17 protein-coding genes are annotated in these 15047 nt (G+C 41.8%); 7 read left to right on the top strand and 10 right to left on the bottom strand.

Annotated elements, in window-relative coordinates:
- Window positions 1-74: 74 nt before the first annotated feature.
- From eno to BLU98_RS10690, 4 genes are all read right to left on the bottom strand, one after another.
- A complete protein-coding gene (eno, locus tag BLU98_RS10705) occupies window positions 75-1367 on the bottom strand; it encodes a phosphopyruvate hydratase (RefSeq protein WP_026768166.1) in 1293 nt (430 codons plus the stop codon).
- Window positions 1368-1443: 76 nt separating this feature from the next.
- Window positions 1444-2142, bottom strand: a complete 699-nt coding sequence (locus BLU98_RS10700; RefSeq protein ID WP_092724027.1) for an ATP-binding cassette domain-containing protein — start codon at window positions 2140-2142, stop codon at window positions 1444-1446.
- A gap of 9 nt (window positions 2143-2151) precedes the next feature.
- Window positions 2152-2373, bottom strand: coding sequence for a DUF6814 family protein (locus BLU98_RS10695; protein WP_092724026.1), 222 nt, complete (start codon window positions 2371-2373; stop codon window positions 2152-2154).
- A gap of 9 nt (window positions 2374-2382) precedes the next feature.
- Window positions 2383-3909, bottom strand: a complete 1527-nt coding sequence (locus BLU98_RS10690; RefSeq protein ID WP_092724025.1) for an MFS transporter — start codon at window positions 3907-3909, stop codon at window positions 2383-2385.
- A gap of 198 nt (window positions 3910-4107) precedes the next feature.
- On the opposite strand from BLU98_RS10690, the gene BLU98_RS10685 reads away from it, so the two are divergent.
- The 3 genes from BLU98_RS10685 to acs all read left to right on the top strand — a co-directional run bounded on the left by BLU98_RS10685 (window position 4108) and on the right by acs (window position 6887).
- Window positions 4108-4494 carry a hypothetical protein gene (locus tag BLU98_RS10685; protein WP_092724024.1) on the top strand — a complete coding sequence of 129 codons (387 nt, stop codon included), beginning with the start codon at window positions 4108-4110 and terminating at the stop codon, window positions 4492-4494.
- Window positions 4495-4502: 8 nt separating this feature from the next.
- Window positions 4503-4820: a helix-turn-helix domain-containing protein gene (locus tag BLU98_RS10680; protein WP_092724023.1), complete on the top strand. Its 318-nt coding sequence runs from the start codon at window positions 4503-4505 to the stop codon at window positions 4818-4820.
- Between the two features lie 141 nt (window positions 4821-4961).
- Window positions 4962-6887 carry an acetate--CoA ligase gene (acs, locus tag BLU98_RS10675; protein WP_092724022.1) on the top strand — a complete coding sequence of 642 codons (1926 nt, stop codon included), beginning with the start codon at window positions 4962-4964 and terminating at the stop codon, window positions 6885-6887.
- A 4-nt stretch (window positions 6888-6891) separates the two neighbouring features.
- On the opposite strand, the gene BLU98_RS10670 is transcribed toward acs, so the two are convergent.
- Both BLU98_RS10670 and BLU98_RS10665 read right to left on the bottom strand, forming a co-directional pair.
- Window positions 6892-7275, bottom strand: coding sequence for a type II toxin-antitoxin system HicB family antitoxin (locus tag BLU98_RS10670; protein WP_092724021.1), 384 nt, complete (start codon window positions 7273-7275; stop codon window positions 6892-6894).
- Window positions 7268-7531, bottom strand: a complete 264-nt coding sequence (locus BLU98_RS10665) for a type II toxin-antitoxin system HicA family toxin (protein ID WP_092724020.1) — start codon at window positions 7529-7531, stop codon at window positions 7268-7270. Before BLU98_RS10665 ends, BLU98_RS10670 begins: the two co-directional genes overlap by 8 nt.
- Before the next feature lie 364 nt (window positions 7532-7895).
- On the opposite strand from BLU98_RS10665, the gene BLU98_RS10660 reads away from it, so the two are divergent.
- On the top strand, window positions 7896-9017 hold the full coding sequence (locus tag BLU98_RS10660) for an ATP-binding protein (protein WP_092724019.1): 1122 nt from the start codon (window positions 7896-7898) through the stop codon (window positions 9015-9017).
- Window positions 9018-9497: 480 nt separating this feature from the next.
- Here the strand turns inward: BLU98_RS10660 and BLU98_RS10655 are convergent, their stop codons facing one another.
- Window positions 9498-9920, bottom strand: a complete 423-nt coding sequence (locus tag BLU98_RS10655; RefSeq protein WP_092724018.1) for a hypothetical protein — start codon at window positions 9918-9920, stop codon at window positions 9498-9500.
- 484 nt (window positions 9921-10404) lie between these two features.
- On the opposite strand from BLU98_RS10655, the gene BLU98_RS10650 reads away from it, so the two are divergent.
- Window positions 10405-11658: an STAS-like domain-containing protein gene (locus tag BLU98_RS10650; RefSeq protein ID WP_092724017.1), complete on the top strand. Its 1254-nt coding sequence runs from the start codon at window positions 10405-10407 to the stop codon at window positions 11656-11658.
- 224 nt (window positions 11659-11882) lie between these two features.
- On the opposite strand, the gene BLU98_RS10645 is transcribed toward BLU98_RS10650, so the two are convergent.
- Window positions 11883-12086, bottom strand: coding sequence for a helix-turn-helix transcriptional regulator (locus BLU98_RS10645; protein WP_092724016.1), 204 nt, complete (start codon window positions 12084-12086; stop codon window positions 11883-11885).
- Window positions 12087-12237: 151 nt separating this feature from the next.
- Between BLU98_RS10645 and BLU98_RS10640 the strand changes: the two genes are divergently transcribed.
- A complete protein-coding gene (locus tag BLU98_RS10640) occupies window positions 12238-12657 on the top strand; it encodes a JAB domain-containing protein (RefSeq protein ID WP_092724015.1) in 420 nt (139 codons plus the stop codon).
- A 98-nt stretch (window positions 12658-12755) separates the two neighbouring features.
- Window positions 12756-13535, top strand: a complete 780-nt coding sequence (locus tag BLU98_RS10635; RefSeq protein ID WP_092724014.1) for a hypothetical protein — start codon at window positions 12756-12758, stop codon at window positions 13533-13535.
- A 10-nt stretch (window positions 13536-13545) separates the two neighbouring features.
- On the opposite strand, the gene BLU98_RS10630 is transcribed toward BLU98_RS10635, so the two are convergent.
- Together BLU98_RS10630 and BLU98_RS10625 are read right to left on the bottom strand one after the other, a co-directional pair.
- Complete coding sequence (locus tag BLU98_RS10630; RefSeq protein ID WP_092724013.1) at window positions 13546-13761, bottom strand: hypothetical protein; 216 nt, start codon at window positions 13759-13761, stop codon at window positions 13546-13548.
- 196 nt (window positions 13762-13957) lie between these two features.
- Window positions 13958-14950, bottom strand: coding sequence for a hypothetical protein (locus BLU98_RS10625; RefSeq protein ID WP_092724012.1), 993 nt, complete (start codon window positions 14948-14950; stop codon window positions 13958-13960).
- Between the last annotated feature and the right edge of the window lie 97 nt (window positions 14951-15047).

Genomic DNA, 15047 nt, shown 5'->3' with positions numbered 1-15047 from the left:
GCCCGGCAGGTCCTTCGACTCGCTTCGCTCGCTCAGGATGACGTTCTTTGCTCGCCCAGGATGACGATCAAAAATTATTTCTTTCCGAACTTGATCTTGCCCTTGGGGTAGATCGCAGTCTCGCCCAGCATTTCCTCGATCCTGATCAGTTGGTTGTACTTGGCCATACGATCGGTACGGGAAGCAGAGCCGGTCTTGATTTGTCCGCAGTTCAGGGCCACTGCCAGGTCGGCAATAGTAGTATCTTCTGTTTCACCGCTCCTGTGGCTCATGATGGTATTGTAACCATTGTGCTGTGCCAGGGTTACGGCGTTGATGGTTTCGGTTACGGTACCGATCTGGTTTACTTTTACCAGCAGGCCATTGCCGATTTTTTTATCGATACCGGTCTGCAAACGCTCTACATTGGTTACGAACAGGTCATCACCTACCAGCTGGCATTTGCTGCCAACGGTGTCGGTAAGGGCTTTCCAGCCATTCCAATCGTCTTCGGCCATACCATCTTCAATAGATACGATGGGGTATTGCTTCACCCATTTCTCCCAGAATTTCACCAGTTCATCGCTGCTGAGGGCTTTGCCGCTGCTCTTATGGAAAACGTATTTTTTCTTTTTAGCATCCCAGAGTTCGCTGTTGGCGGCATCCATAGCAATCACGATCTGTGAACCGGTTTTGTATCCGGCAGCAGTAATAGATTCCAGTACGGTTTCAATGGCTTCTTCATTGCTCTGGATATTGGGGGCGAAACCACCTTCATCGCCCACATTGGTGCTGTATCCTTTTTTCTTCAATACGCCTTTGAGGGTATGGAATATCTCTACACCCCAACGCAAACCTTCACTGAAAGAAGGAGCGCCTACGGGCATGATCATGAATTCCTGGAAATCAATTTTGTTATCGGCATGCGCACCACCGTTGAGGATGTTCATCATGGGGATGGGCAATGTTTTGGCATTGGTGCCACCGATATAACGATACAAAGGCAGGGCTGCTTCTTCGGCTGCCGCTTTGGCTACCGCCATGCTCACAGCGAGCAGTGCGTTCGCACCCAGCTTGCCTTTATTGGGAGTACCATCGAGCGCGATCATCGCAGCATCAATAGCAGCTTGTTCGGTAACATCAAAACCAACAATGGCTTCTGCAATAACATCGTTCACGTTGTTCACGGCTTTCAGCACACCTTTGCCGCCATATTTCTTTTTATCGTTATCGCGCAGTTCCACAGCTTCGTGAATACCGGTGCTGGCGCCACTCGGAACGGCTGCACGGCCCAGGGCTCCGTCATCGGTCACCACATCCACTTCCACCGTAGGATTACCGCGGCTGTCTAATATTTGTCTTGCATGTACTTCAATAATGTAACTCATGTTCGATTGCTTGTTAGGTTTATGATATTTGAGGTTTTACGTTACTTGAGGCCGCAATTTACGGATTTGCCTTGTTTTAACGGGTCAAACTGCGGAATACGTCTTCCAGTTTTCCACCTTCCAGCAGGCTTTCCAGCCGGTCGTCGGCCACAATCCGGCCTTTGTTGATGATGATCACCCGGTCGCAGATGGCTTCCACCTCCTGCAGGATATGAGAAGAAAACAACACCGTTTTATCGCGCCCCTGCTCCTTGATCACTTGCCTGATCTCAACGATCTGGTTGGGGTCCAGTCCGCTGGTAGGTTCATCCAGTATCAGCACTTCGGGGTTGTGTACCAGGGCCGCGGCCAGTCCCACCCGCTGTTTGTATCCTTTGGACAACTGCCCGATCTTCTTATGGCTTTCTGCTTGCAGACCGGTAAGCCCGATCACCCTTTCTGTTTCTCCCTTCACATTACTCACCCTGTGCACACCGGCAATAAATGCCAGGTACTCCTTTACATACATATCGTAATAGAGGGGATTGGCTTCCGGCAGGTAGCCGGTTTTGCGCTTTACTTCCAACGGATTTGTGCGTACATCAAACCCTTCAACGGCAGCAGTGCCGCCATCGGGCTGCAGGTAGCCGGTGATCATTTTCATGGTAGTACTCTTGCCTGCGCCATTGGGACCCAGGAAGCCTACGATCTCTCCTTTTTTTGCGCTGAAAGAAATACCGTCTACCGCTTTCTGTTCGCCATACTGTTTACTCAGTTCTTTTACTTCAATCGACATGTGCCAAAATTAATCGTTTGCATCGTATTCGCCCCTGAAAGCATAATAACCAAATATGACCAATCCTACCGCAATGGGAACAAAGACCACTACAAACACGCTCCATTGAATAATAGTACTGGTATCGGGCTTTTGCGCAATTTCTGCAGCGGCTGTTTTGATGAGAAAGTAAATGGCGGCAGGTCCTAATAAGATCCAGATGATGCCGGCTATTCGTCTAAGCTGATTCATACATAAAAATTAAAGGTCAACATTCTTCTTTTTGCTGGTAAGATACAATGCACCCACTACCAGGCTGATAGCAGCTACGATAATGGGATACATCAACCCCGCCAGTTTATCTGATGTATAAACGGTGGCCAGTAATGTGGCGATGAAAGGCGTGAGTCCGCCGAACACGCCATTACCAATATGATAAGGCAGCGACATGGAAGTATAGCGGATGCGCGTGGGGAACAGTTCCACCAGGAAAGCCGCAATCGGACCATATACCATCGTTACATACAATATCATAATGAATACCACGAATACCATTTTCCAGTAACTGCTGCTGTCCATCAGTTTGGCTGTTTTGATTTCAGGCTTCCGTGTTGTTTTGGCGGGGTCGCTGTACAAGGTATCTTTTGTGGTAGTGCTCAATACCGAACCGTCGTCGTAATGTGCTTTGTTCACCACTGTGCGCAGGTAGTTGCCCGTATTGCCAATAGGGAGCAGGGTGGATTTTTTTTCACCCATGGCGGCTACTTCTTTTCTGCTGCTCAGATCGGTGATGGTGAGCAGTTGCCTGAACAATGGTTTATAGGTACACACAGCCAGCAGCATACCCATCAGCATGATCCATTTACGCCCGATCTTATCGCTCCAGCTTCCGAAGACCACAAAAAAAGGTGTGGCAAACAAAATTGACCAGATGAGCAGGGTGCGCGACTGATCGAACTCTACCTTGCATACATTCTCGATGAATGACTGTGCATAAAATTGTCCTGTGTACCATACTACGCCTTGTCCCATTGTAGCGCCGAACAAAGCCAGCAACACCAATTTGAGGTTAGTCTTATGACCAAAACTTTCTTTCAATGGGTTCGCGGCTGTTTTTCCTTCCTGCTTGAGTTGCGTGAACAACGGCGACTCTTTCATCTTCAACCGCATATAAACGGATACAACGACCAGCAGGATGGAAACCAGGAAAGGAATGCGCCATCCCCAGCTATTGAACTTTGCAATGGATTGTGCCTGGTCGCTATCGAGCATGTGACGCGTGAGCAGGATCACGCCAAGCGAAACGAACAACCCCAAGGTTGCAGTGGTTTGTATCCAGGAAGTAAAATATCCCCGCCTGTGTGCAGGTGCGTGCTCTGCCACATAAGTAGCGGCGCCGCCGTATTCACCACCCAATGCAAGGCCCTGCAATAATCGCAGCAATAAAACAATAACCGGTGCTGCAAAGCCAATAGTTTCGTAACCCGGCACCAGTCCGATAGCGAATGTGGAGCCCCCCATTAAAACCAGGGTTAGTAAAAATGTATATTTCCTTCCGATCAGATCGCCGAGACGGCCAAACACCAATGCTCCGAAAGGACGCACAATGAAACCGGCGGCAAATGTGGCCAATGTAGACAACAATGCAGCGGTGGGATTGGTTTTGGGAAAGAACTGATCGGCAATCACGGTGGCAAGGCTGCCGAAAATATAGAAGTCGTACCATTCTATCAGGGTGCCGACAGATGACGCAGTGATCACGCGCCAGATACCTTTGGTTTTGTTCATAAGTTTTGCAATCTGCATTCAACTTACTGCAAAGCATCCATTTATCAAAACCCCTGTAAAAGATATTTATCCGCAGGAAGTTTAAGCCGCTGTTCATGGTGCTGTTTTCGAGGAAATTTTATACTCCGCTCTATCCGGAGTGAGTCTTTTTAGTTTTGTTAGGAGAAAATTAAAAAGTTTAGTTATAAATAAACATTTATGCCTACATTTGTATTGCACAGGATTGGAGAACTGGAAGGAATCCATCCTGTTTTCAAACTTGAGAAGGATGGATATATTTATTTCGATGTATTCGAGAAAAAGATAAAAAAAGACAGGTCAGTATCAGGGCAACTCAATTCCATTCAGGCAATATTATATCGTATCATTAATGATTTTCCTGTTCCTGAAACAAAGTTCAAACGCCTGAAGGGAAGTGTGGGCTTATCAGATGAATATGAGATCAAGACAAAAGATTTGCGGGTTTATATTTTTAGGGAAAAACAAACCGGCAACATCATCGTTTGGGGTGGAAGAAAATCTACGCAAGTGGATGATATTCGTCAATTCAGAAGGATTAAACAATTATATCTTAACGCCAAATAATTATCGTTATGCTTCCAATGCAAAAATTGGTATGTACCCAGGAATTTTGGATGGAGACCATTCAAAACGATCTTGCCTACGCCGTTAAAAAATATATGGACGATCACCAGATCAATCAAACGGCATTGGCCAATGAATTAGGGGTATCCAAAGGGTATATCAGCCAGGTACTTAACGGGCATTTTAATTTTACCTTGCAGAAATTGATCGAGATATCCTTGCATATTGGTGCGGCACCTTGTCTTTCTTTTGTGCCAATGTCAGATTACATGAACGGCAAGGTTAAATCTAAAACGAAACGAAAACGGCATACAGTCATGGGCTAGATGATGGTATTGCTTCTCAATACAGTAATAGGTTGAATTTTGTTCAATTACGCAAACGATTGTTAGTTATTTCTTCATGGTTATATTTTTTAGAAGCGCTGCACACAGCGTATATTTATGGCCCTAAAAGCGTTGATTGTCATGTCATATCCCTACCAGATCAAGTCCTTCCATGAATACAAAACTGAGTATGAAAAAAGCATAGAAGACCCCGCCGGTTTCTGGGGCTCCATTGCCGAACATTTTACCTGGCGCCGGAAATGGGATGAAGTAGTCAACTGGAATTTCAAAGAACCCAAAGTGGAGTGGTTCAAAGGGGCGAAACTGAATATCACGGAAAATTGCCTCGACCGTTATCTTGAAAGCCGCGGCAACCAGCCCGCCATCATCTGGGAACCCAATGATCCAGAAGAACATCATCGCACACTTACTTATAGAAAACTGCACGAAAAGGTTTGCCAGTTTGCACATGTATTGAAGAACAACGGCGTTAAGAAAGGCGACCGTGTTTGTATTTACATGGGTATGATTCCTGAACTGGCAATCGCTGTGCTGGCCACTGCCCGCATCGGCGCGATTCACTCGGTGATATTCGGTGGCTTTTCTGCGCAAAGTATTGCCGACAGGCTCGAAGATGCACAAGCCGAATACATTGTCACCTGCGATGGTGCTTACCGCGGCGCAAAAGATATTCCATTAAAGAGTGTGATCGACGATGCGCTGATTGGCAACAAGACCGTTAAAAAAGTGATCGTATGCACCCGTACCCGCACACCTGTTTCCATGCTCAAGGGACGCGATCTCTGGTGGGAAGAAGAAATGAAGCAGGTAGAAGAAAAAGGACTCAATTATATTGAAGCGGAAGAGATGGATGCAGAAGATCCACTCTTCATATTATATACTTCCGGTTCTACCGGTAAGCCCAAAGGCGTAGTGCACAGTTGCGCAGGTTATATGCTCTTCACCAATTACACGTTTGTGAACGTGTTCCAGTACCAGACCGGACAGATTCACTTCTGCACAGCTGATATCGGTTGGATCACCGGACACAGTTATATTGTATACGGTCCTTTGAGTGCCGGCGCCACCTCTCTCATGTTTGAAGGCGTGCCCACCTGGCCCGACGCCGGCAGGTTTTGGGATATTGTAGACAAATACAAAGTGAACATTCTCTATACTGCGCCCACCGCCATCCGCAGCCTCATGGGTTTTGGTTTAGGTCCTTTGCAGAATAAAGACCTTTCCTCTTTAAAAGTATTGGGCACCGTAGGCGAACCCATCAACGAAGAAGCCTGGCATTGGTACGATGAACATGTGGGCAAAAAGAAATGTCCTATTGTAGATACCTGGTGGCAGACAGAAACTGGCGGTATATTGATCTCCAATTTAGCAGGTATCACACCCGCGAAACCCAGTTGGGCCACGCTTCCATTGCCTGGTGTGCAACCCATACTGGTAGATGAAAAAGGAAATGAAATAACCGAAGCCGTGGATGGCATCACCAGTGGCAATCTTTGTATTAAGGCCCCCTGGCCATCCATCATACGCACTACTTACGGCGATCATGAACGCTGCCGCGTGAATTATTTCGCTACTTATGAGAACCTGTACTTTACGGGTGATGGTGCATTGAAAGACACTGAAGGTTTTTACCGCATCACCGGTCGCGTAGACGATGTATTGAATGTGAGCGGTCACCGCATTGGTACAGCTGAAGTGGAGAATGCCATTAATATGCATGCGGGTGTGGTGGAAAGTGCGGTAGTAGGTTATCCGCACGATATCAAGGGACAGGGCATTTATGCTTATGTGATTTACAACGGCACGCATATGGACGACCAATCACTCACGCGCAAGGATATTTTGCAAACCGTTACACGCGTGATCGGCCCCATTGCCAAGCCCGATAAAATACAGTTTGTAGGCGGCTTACCCAAAACCCGCAGTGGTAAGATCATGCGCCGCATTCTGCGTAAAATTGCCGAAGGAGAAGTGCAAAGTTTGGGCGATACCTCTACATTACTTGACCCGGGAGTGGTAGATGAGATCAGGGATGGAAGATTATAGTGGCTCACTTGAGGTAAGCTGAATGCGCAGAAAGACCATTGTTACTATCAGGAGATTTATGCATCATATAATCCAGCGCATAGCGTACAAAATCATTCAATGACATATTACGTTGAGCGGCGTTAAGAGCAGCTTCCCGGTGCAATTCAGATGAAATACGAACATTAAAGCTCCCCTTGTACGTTTTCTCAGGATCTTTACCTAATGCAGCACAAGCTGCCAGGTAATCATCCACAGCTTCCCGAAAAGCTTTTTTAAGGCTTACAACCGTTGCTCCTTCAAAGCTAACCACATCATTGATACCAATAAGCTTCCCAAAAAAAACTTCATCTTCAGCACTGAAGTGAACGGTTGCATAATACGACTTATATTCTAAGATATCATTCATCTTTCAATTTCCTTGTTTCTTTAAGCGAAGCGATGATCTCTTTTACCTGATATTGTTTCAAAACATTTCCCGGATGTGGTTTGTGAAGACTAATAATATGTTTACTATCATCTACAAACTTTCTCCTGGATCCACCAGTTTTACTATGTTTCAATTCTTTGTAACCAAAATGAGTCAGTAACTTAACCAACTCGTTCCAGCTAAAATCATTGGGTTTTGATAACAATCTCTCAATCAGCTTGTCATTTTTTGCCATACTAAAACCTTAAAATGTTTCATATTCGATTGATGGCCCTTTCACGACAGCTAGATTGCAACTAAATATTAGTTGCAATCTAGCTCATACAATTGAATTCACCAAATTTGATCACTACTCTTCAGACATTTCATCCTGAAATTGCCAGCGGTAGTGAAATCACAGCGTACAAATTAAGGCCTCATGTTTAATGATACATTAAGTATAACTACTCTATTTTGTATTGACCCCCTGATACCAGGGCAAATGGTACGGATTTACTGCAAAAATGTGAACCACCACCTATCAGAGCGGAAAAATATTATAATAATTATGTGTTTGAACGGAAAAATATTATTATATTTGGGTGTTCAAACGGAAAATTATGATACTCCGCATTCTGGAAGAAAAAATCAAATCGCGCCTGTTCAAAGGAAAGGCTGTACTGGTATTGGGTCCCCGTCAGAGCGGAAAATCCACACTCGTTTCTACGATACTGCAGGGGCAGGAATATCTTTCTCTAAATGGAGACGAGGCCGCTGTAAGGGAAGCACTCTCAAATACCAGTGTCGCTGAGCTGGAACGGATCATCGGCAGGCATAAACTGGTTCTGATCGATGAAGCGCAGCGGATACCGGATATCGGGCTCACTTTAAAGCTGATTACAGATCAACTAAAGAATGTTCAGGTGATAGCAACAGGGTCCTCTGCATTTGAACTTTCTGCTCGCGTCAACGAACCACTCACCGGGCGTAAATATGAATATAAACTGTATCCACTCAGTTATGGTGAAATGGTAGGTTATCATGGCTACCTGAAGGAAAAACAACTCCTGGAAACAAGATTGATCTATGGCTATTACCCGGAAATTGTTACCCACCCTGGCGAGGAAAAGGAATTGCTGAAGCTGCTGGCAGAAAGTTATCTCTATAAAGATCTGCTTTCACTTGAACAGATTCAAAAACCAGCGCTGCTTGAAAAACTGCTGCGTGCACTTGCTTTGCAAATAGGAAGTGAGGTAAGTTATCATGAACTCGCTCAACTTACCGGTGCCAATAAACAGACCGTTGAAAAATACATAGATCTGCTTGAAAAAGCTTTTGTCATTATCGTGCTTCCCGCTTACAGCGGCAATATCCGCAATGAGATCAAAAAAGGTAAGAAGATTTATTTCCTGGATTGCGGGATACGCAATGCAGTGATCCGCAATTTTCAACCGCTTTCCGCAAGAACTGATACCGGCGCTCTCTGGGAAAATTTTGTGATCGTGGAAAGAATCAAATTCCTGTATCAATCAGGCATAGATGCCAAACAATATTTCTGGCGAACGACACAGCAGCAGGAGATTGATCTGATTGAAGAGCATGAAGCCGGTGTATTACACGCTTTTGAATGTAAGTGGAGCGCTGCATCGAAAGCAAGATTCCCGTCAACCTTCACAGATCAGTATCACCCGATTTCTAAACAGGTTATCACCCCGGAAAATGTAAAGGATTTTTTGATGTGAAAAGGCCAGTGTCTGGAATTTTGATTTTATTATTTTTTCTTTTTTGGCTTGTTGGTAATCTTTTTCACTTTGTGGATTCCGCACACTACTGATATAAATTCCGTCTACTACTGATATTGGCGGTTTCCGCATAAGTGTGGATTCCGTCCACTACTCGTATAAATCTTTCCAAGTAGTACTAAATTGAATTTACAGTAGTGCAGATTCCGTCCACTATACTACTCTGTCCGCTATTTCCCAAATCCGTTACGAATCATGAGTAGTAACGGAGTAGTAACGACAATCCGGCTACTAAAGGCAAAAAAGGGCAAGTAAAGGCAAATGAAATCTGCTGATAATCAATATAAACCTTGCAGAACGTGCGCCAATTGTATACTGGCTATTTGCCGATGCAGAAAATGACTTGGGCCGGTTTTTACTGGGTTCTAGAAGAATTAGTAATGAAATAGTGACTGTGTTTCTCCACAAAAAGCGCCTTACTTAACTATAAACTCCCGTTTTGACAGGTTTGAAGAGTGTATCAAAGGATTTATGAGCATAGGTATCTCTACGTTTGTCCGATTTTATGGAAATCTCTTTTATAAGTTTATATTCACGATAACCTTCAAATAGCCCGCCCATTGTTTTTTCGATGACAAGACTATGATTAATTGGGACTAAAAAAGTGCTTGTCAGTTTGGCTGTATCAAAATGGATTAATGGGACATCTTTAGTATTATAACTCCATAAAAAATCATAATAATTATTCGCATTATGGTGATAGAAGCTGTCAATAATTCCAGAGTAATATGTCACATCAACATAAATGCCTCTATCAGATTGATTTGTAACCTTAGAGTAATACCAATTATCACATGATATAAAAAAAAGCGTCACAAAAAAATATAAGGATTTCGTTTTCATGTTTATCTAGTATAATATGTGTCTTTAGCAATAGCTGAATTACTACCGAAAAATTCAATTGCGTAATTATTAGCTTGTACCTCAGTCCAAAAATTATGATGACCTACAGGGTCAATCCAAGCACTATAAACACTTGTAGGAACAATGATAGTATTATATGTAAAACTTCCAATTGCTTGAGATTGCAGATAATGAGACAAGCGGCCAACTATTGCGGCATCTATATTAATAGATTTACTGAAATCAACTATTTCAATTTCATCTTATCTACTTATTCGAAGCATACAGATTGAAAAGTAAAATGCCCGCTGGTGAGCAGGCATTTTAGACGATATTTGGTCACTGATTGTCTACTCGACAAATCAGGCGGGATAAAATCCTCTTTGATAGGTGTAAAATTAAAGAAAATGATTGGAAAACCTGGATCGAAATTGGCTAAACAGTTGCATATCTAACTAAAAGCACGTAATAAATTGATTTTGAATTGATTGTAAGATACGATAGTTACAAAAACAGAATAATTTTTCCTGAGCGGATAGCGACTGGGATATTGCCGTCGTTTGCCGGAGCTCTCTACCAGTGGAAATCAAGAAACCTCACTAATAGAATAACCCTTGATTTTTCAGGAGTAACGAAAGCATTCGCCAACGGGATGCTGGGAATTATTGCAACGGTCGCTGATTTACGCCTGCAAGGGTATGAGATCACAATACAACCACCCGGGCTCCCGGTGACAAAGGCATTTTTCCTTTCAACGAATTGGGGATACCTGCTCGATCCTTTTCTCCTACCCAAATCCAGCCGCCGAAACCAAAAGCATTTTGTTCAACAGTTTACCTCCTTTCAGGAACTCCCCAATCTGGTAAATAATTTCATGGATATCATAATGAGGCACATTGAAATGCCTAAAGATATCCTGTCAGCATTAGAATGGTCTGTAAATGAAATTTGTGACAACGTAATCAACCATTCGATTTCCAAACCGGGAGGCTTTTTACAGGTAATTGCCTACCCACAAAACAATATCATTGCTTTTACTGTGGCCGATGCAGGTAGAGGTATTCTAAGTTCACTCAAAGAAGGCTTCCCCGATCTGAATAATGACATGCAGGCGATAGAAGAAGCCATTAAAGTGGGGGTCACTCGTAATAAAGAATATGGGCAAGGTAATGGCTTGGCGGGAACACTAAGAATAACTACCATGACCGGAGGATCATTGGATATTATAAGTGGTGGAGGCAGATTGTTATTAACTTCTGATAGCATTACACCCTCTTCAAGTGCGGAAGAAAACAGAGTTGGCGGTACCTACGTGAGCGGGCAAATTCACATCAGCCCGAACTTCTCAATTGCAAATGCCTTGACATTTGGTGCCATACCGTACACATCCTATAATATTGTCGATGCCAAATACGAACTAGAAAATGAGGATGCCTTATTGGTTTTACTGGTTGAGGAAGCACCTGGAACGGGCACTCGTGCGGCAGGAAAAGAAATGCGTATCAAGGTATCAAACCTTATTTCCGCAAAGCCAGGATATCATATAATCCTTGACTGGCAAAACGTATCTGTAATTTCCAGCAGTTTTGCCGATGAATTCTTGGGTAAATTATTTCTGAAGCTTGGGAAAAGTACTTTTGAGCAGGTAATCAAAAATGCGAATATGGAACCATTGGTAAGCCAACTAATTGAAAAAGCTATAACAGAACGTGCAATCACTCCTGATTCTTCTACATAAATATTAAGGGCAGAAAAACTGATTTCCATACAGTAAGTGGAGCGCTGCATCGAAAGCACGATTCCCGTCAACCTTCACAGATCAGTATCACCCGGTTTCTAAACAGGTTATCACCCCAGAAAATGTAAAGGATTTTTTGATGTGAAAAGGTCAAATTGAATTTACAGTAGTGCAGATTCCGTCCTCTATACTACTCGACCATTCCCAGAGTGCTCCGGAAACGGTCATTTGTGCATAGGAACCAGTAGTTCCCGTGCATCTACTTTCAGGTATTTTGCAATGGCGAACAATGTTTCAATAGAGGGTTGCTGGTTGTTTGTACACCATCTTGAAACTGTTTGTGCAGATACGCCCAGCGCATCGGCGAGCGTGTTGTTGCTCACTTTTTTGTCGGCGAGTACAGCTTTGATCCGATTGTAGTCTTTCATTATCGGTTTGTAAGAAAACAAATATAAATGAGCCGTAAGATAGGGTATTTGTACCTGTTTTTACCATTTAAAGTATAATATTAGTCATAAATAGTAATTTAATAGTCGTATTTTGTTAATTTTAGGATCTATTACTTCAAATTAACTGACTATGACGATAAAGCTTTCCCTTCAGCAGCAACAAACCATTGAGTGCAGCGCCGATATCTACCGCATCATGCGTCCCGTGTTCATGCGCCGCAATCGCTTACAGCGCTGCCAGGAATGCCTGTGGGTGATTGGCGTAACCAGTTCGGGCCATGTTAAGTTTGTAGAACTGGTTGCATTAGGTACACTTAACCGGGTTGCAGCGAATGCAGGAGATGTTTTCAGAACAGCATTGCTCAAAGGGATATCAAGGCTCATTTTGGTGCACAATCACCCTTGTGGCAATTCCAGCCCTTCATTTGCTGATCGACAGTTTACTGACAATATGAAAAAGGCAGGCATATTACTCGGCATACAGCTTCTTGATCATATTGTTCTGACCGAAAGTGATTATCTGAGTTTCGCTGACGAGGGATTGTTATAGTACCTTTTAAAAAAAGGGTATTTCTTAATGGGCTGCTTGCTTCTTGAACTGCCTGGATTTTAGGGATACTTACATTATATTTGATACACTGAACAGGTATGAAGTGTTTAACTCTTTCGCTACTTCTTATTTTGCCTTCATTCGCATTCTCGCAAAAGGCTGACTCGTTGAGCCAATATAGTTACCTAGTTATTAGTATCAAAAACAAAAAGCCAGCAAAGATTCAGACGGGATTTCTTTTAAAGGTGAAGAGCAAACTATTTTTAGTTAGTTCATACCATACTTTTTCAAGTTGGGATGCATATACAAATCAGCGAATTTACCCGATATGCGATACGTTGGAGATACGATTTAAAAATAAAGCAACAGGCAAAAATGAATTTATTTTATTTGATATAGCAAAAATTGAAAAAAGTAGCAAATATCGACCCTATTATGAAAAAGGCGATTTTTATATGTTCGAACTAAAAAACTTGTACCAGTTTAGCAAGTTTGAAATGAATATAATAAACTATGATCCTACAATCACTAATTATAAAAAACTCAACCCTTCAAAAATTATTGCTTTTGGATTCCCAAACGAAAGATTAAATATAAAGAATGAAAGCGATCTATTTAAGATCGACCCAATAGGTATAAACGGAGAAATAATAGGACAGATTTGGCAGAAATGGAGCTTTAATGATTCAAAAGAAATAGATTCAATAAATTATAGGTCTTCAATACGTGGTTATGGTGGCTATTCAGGCTCCCCTGTATTTTGGAAAGTGATTGTAAAAGGCAAAGAATCTTTCAAATTTGGTGGGGTCGTGTCGGGCTCATCCCCGGATTACAAACAACTGATTATTTGTAAACCAAATAATTTAACGTACAAATAGTATTATATGGCTATTCAAAATCTAAATCGATTTCATCAATCGAAACATTAAACACCTCAGAGAGATATTTTTTCAGTTCATCATCATCATGGAAATGAATGCCTAAATCCACTTTGTCAGATAAATCATTTTCATCGCCATCTTCTATGCCGCTAATCTGAAACATTCCGCCAGCCCCGGCGCGGTCTGAAGTGTCAAAATCTTTGTAAATCTTTAAGTATAGCATATTCTATTTAATTTTTATAAATATACGAATTGTTCAAATAAATATAGTGTCGAACAACATCTATGATGATGTAAGGGAGAGGGATGCTGTGATCTGTTTCTGCAAGCAGTAGGAGAAGATGGTGGAGGCATCCCAGCTCTTGTAAATTTATATTCGGCACCCAATCTATTAATATTTGTATAGAACGGGAAGCCGCCTATATGAGCTCTTCTATAATTTCGAATATGACCTTAAAATTTTCAAAATCTTCTACTATTCCATTTGCACAAACCCAATCGCAAAAATTTCTTTTCTCATCCTTATTAATTTCATTCTGTATTTCTTCATATACTATTCCTCGTTTAGTCCCCATTATTTTCTTAAAATCAATAAAAGCCTGTTTTTCGGATAGCGCTTTATCAATTGTCGTATTAGGAAATAAATTCTCTATTCCTCTTTTTACAATGTTGTTTGCATTTAACGGGATTATTCTTTTATAATGATTACCAAATTCATCATTTGTTTTATTTGTATCGCAATCGTATAAAAATATTCTTATTTGTGGAATAGTTTCCCAACTTCCCTCTTTCAGAATGTTCCATAATTTGTCAAGATTTCCGTACCCGCCCCTTTGTCGTAATTCGATCTTTGCTAATAAATCTTCCTTACCAAGGAGAATCGCCGCTTTATTTATAAACTTGATATCATGTTCCCCTTCAACAAAAATTATCGGTTTAAGGATAGATTGCTCTTCTACTTTTGACTTAATTGTTCCTTCTGACCAAGGAATGCCATATTTCAATGCCGTTTCAAATAGTTCGTTTCTTAATGATTTTAATATAGCTATATAGTCATCGATTATTTCTTCATTTATCAAATCAGGTGTTTCTTCAATACAATAAAAGTTATAGTTTATTCTCTTAACTTTTTCTTGTGCACTCTTCCCCCTCAAACCAAACATTGAAAAGCTAAAATTCCAATCTTCATATTCTTCAAGATGTTTTCGTTTACGATTTTCATTTTTGAAATAGTCTTCAACCTCACTTTCAATTATCTCAGTATAGCGCTTTAGAGTTTCTTCATTCCAAACAGTAATCTTTTCTATGAAACATTTAGGTGTCAGAAGTCTATCTATGTATTGCAATTCAGCAAGAAGTTCATTAAAATATGTATCAATTGTTTTTTGATCAGTCGTATTAATTATTTGCAATATATAATGTACCCTATATGTAGGACAGATAATGTGTTCAACTAAGATATAAAAGACCTACTAATACTACTATTACCTTTCTTTTCTTTTTTTGCTT

Source organism: Hydrobacter penzbergensis (genome assembly GCF_900106985.1).
Classification (GTDB): domain Bacteria; phylum Bacteroidota; class Bacteroidia; order Chitinophagales; family Chitinophagaceae; genus Sediminibacterium; species Sediminibacterium magnilacihabitans.
Note: the sequence above shows the minus strand (reverse complement) of the source record. Positions and strands in the feature narration are given on the sequence as shown.

Coding starts and splice junctions, on each gene's coding strand:
- eno (WP_026768166.1), bottom strand. CDS start 1,367: ATGAGTTACATTATTGAAGTACATGCAAGACAAATATTAGACAGCCGC.
- BLU98_RS10700 (WP_092724027.1), bottom strand. CDS start 2,142: ATGTCGATTGAAGTAAAAGAACTGAGTAAACAGTATGGCGAACAGAAA.
- BLU98_RS10695 (WP_092724026.1), bottom strand. CDS start 2,373: ATGAATCAGCTTAGACGAATAGCCGGCATCATCTGGATCTTATTAGGA.
- BLU98_RS10690 (WP_092724025.1), bottom strand. CDS start 3,909: ATGAACAAAACCAAAGGTATCTGGCGCGTGATCACTGCGTCATCTGTC.
- BLU98_RS10685 (WP_092724024.1), top strand. CDS start 4,108: ATGCCTACATTTGTATTGCACAGGATTGGAGAACTGGAAGGAATCCAT.
- BLU98_RS10680 (WP_092724023.1), top strand. CDS start 4,503: ATGCTTCCAATGCAAAAATTGGTATGTACCCAGGAATTTTGGATGGAG.
- acs (WP_092724022.1), top strand. CDS start 4,962: ATGTCATATCCCTACCAGATCAAGTCCTTCCATGAATACAAAACTGAG.
- BLU98_RS10670 (WP_092724021.1), bottom strand. CDS start 7,275: ATGAATGATATCTTAGAATATAAGTCGTATTATGCAACCGTTCACTTC.
- BLU98_RS10665 (WP_092724020.1), bottom strand. CDS start 7,531: ATGGCAAAAAATGACAAGCTGATTGAGAGATTGTTATCAAAACCCAAT.
- BLU98_RS10660 (WP_092724019.1), top strand. CDS start 7,896: ATGATACTCCGCATTCTGGAAGAAAAAATCAAATCGCGCCTGTTCAAA.
- BLU98_RS10655 (WP_092724018.1), bottom strand. CDS start 9,920: ATGAAAACGAAATCCTTATATTTTTTTGTGACGCTTTTTTTTATATCA.
- BLU98_RS10645 (WP_092724016.1), bottom strand. CDS start 12,086: ATGAAAGACTACAATCGGATCAAAGCTGTACTCGCCGACAAAAAAGTG.
- BLU98_RS10640 (WP_092724015.1), top strand. CDS start 12,238: ATGACGATAAAGCTTTCCCTTCAGCAGCAACAAACCATTGAGTGCAGC.
- BLU98_RS10635 (WP_092724014.1), top strand. CDS start 12,756: ATGAAGTGTTTAACTCTTTCGCTACTTCTTATTTTGCCTTCATTCGCA.
- BLU98_RS10630 (WP_092724013.1), bottom strand. CDS start 13,761: ATGCTATACTTAAAGATTTACAAAGATTTTGACACTTCAGACCGCGCC.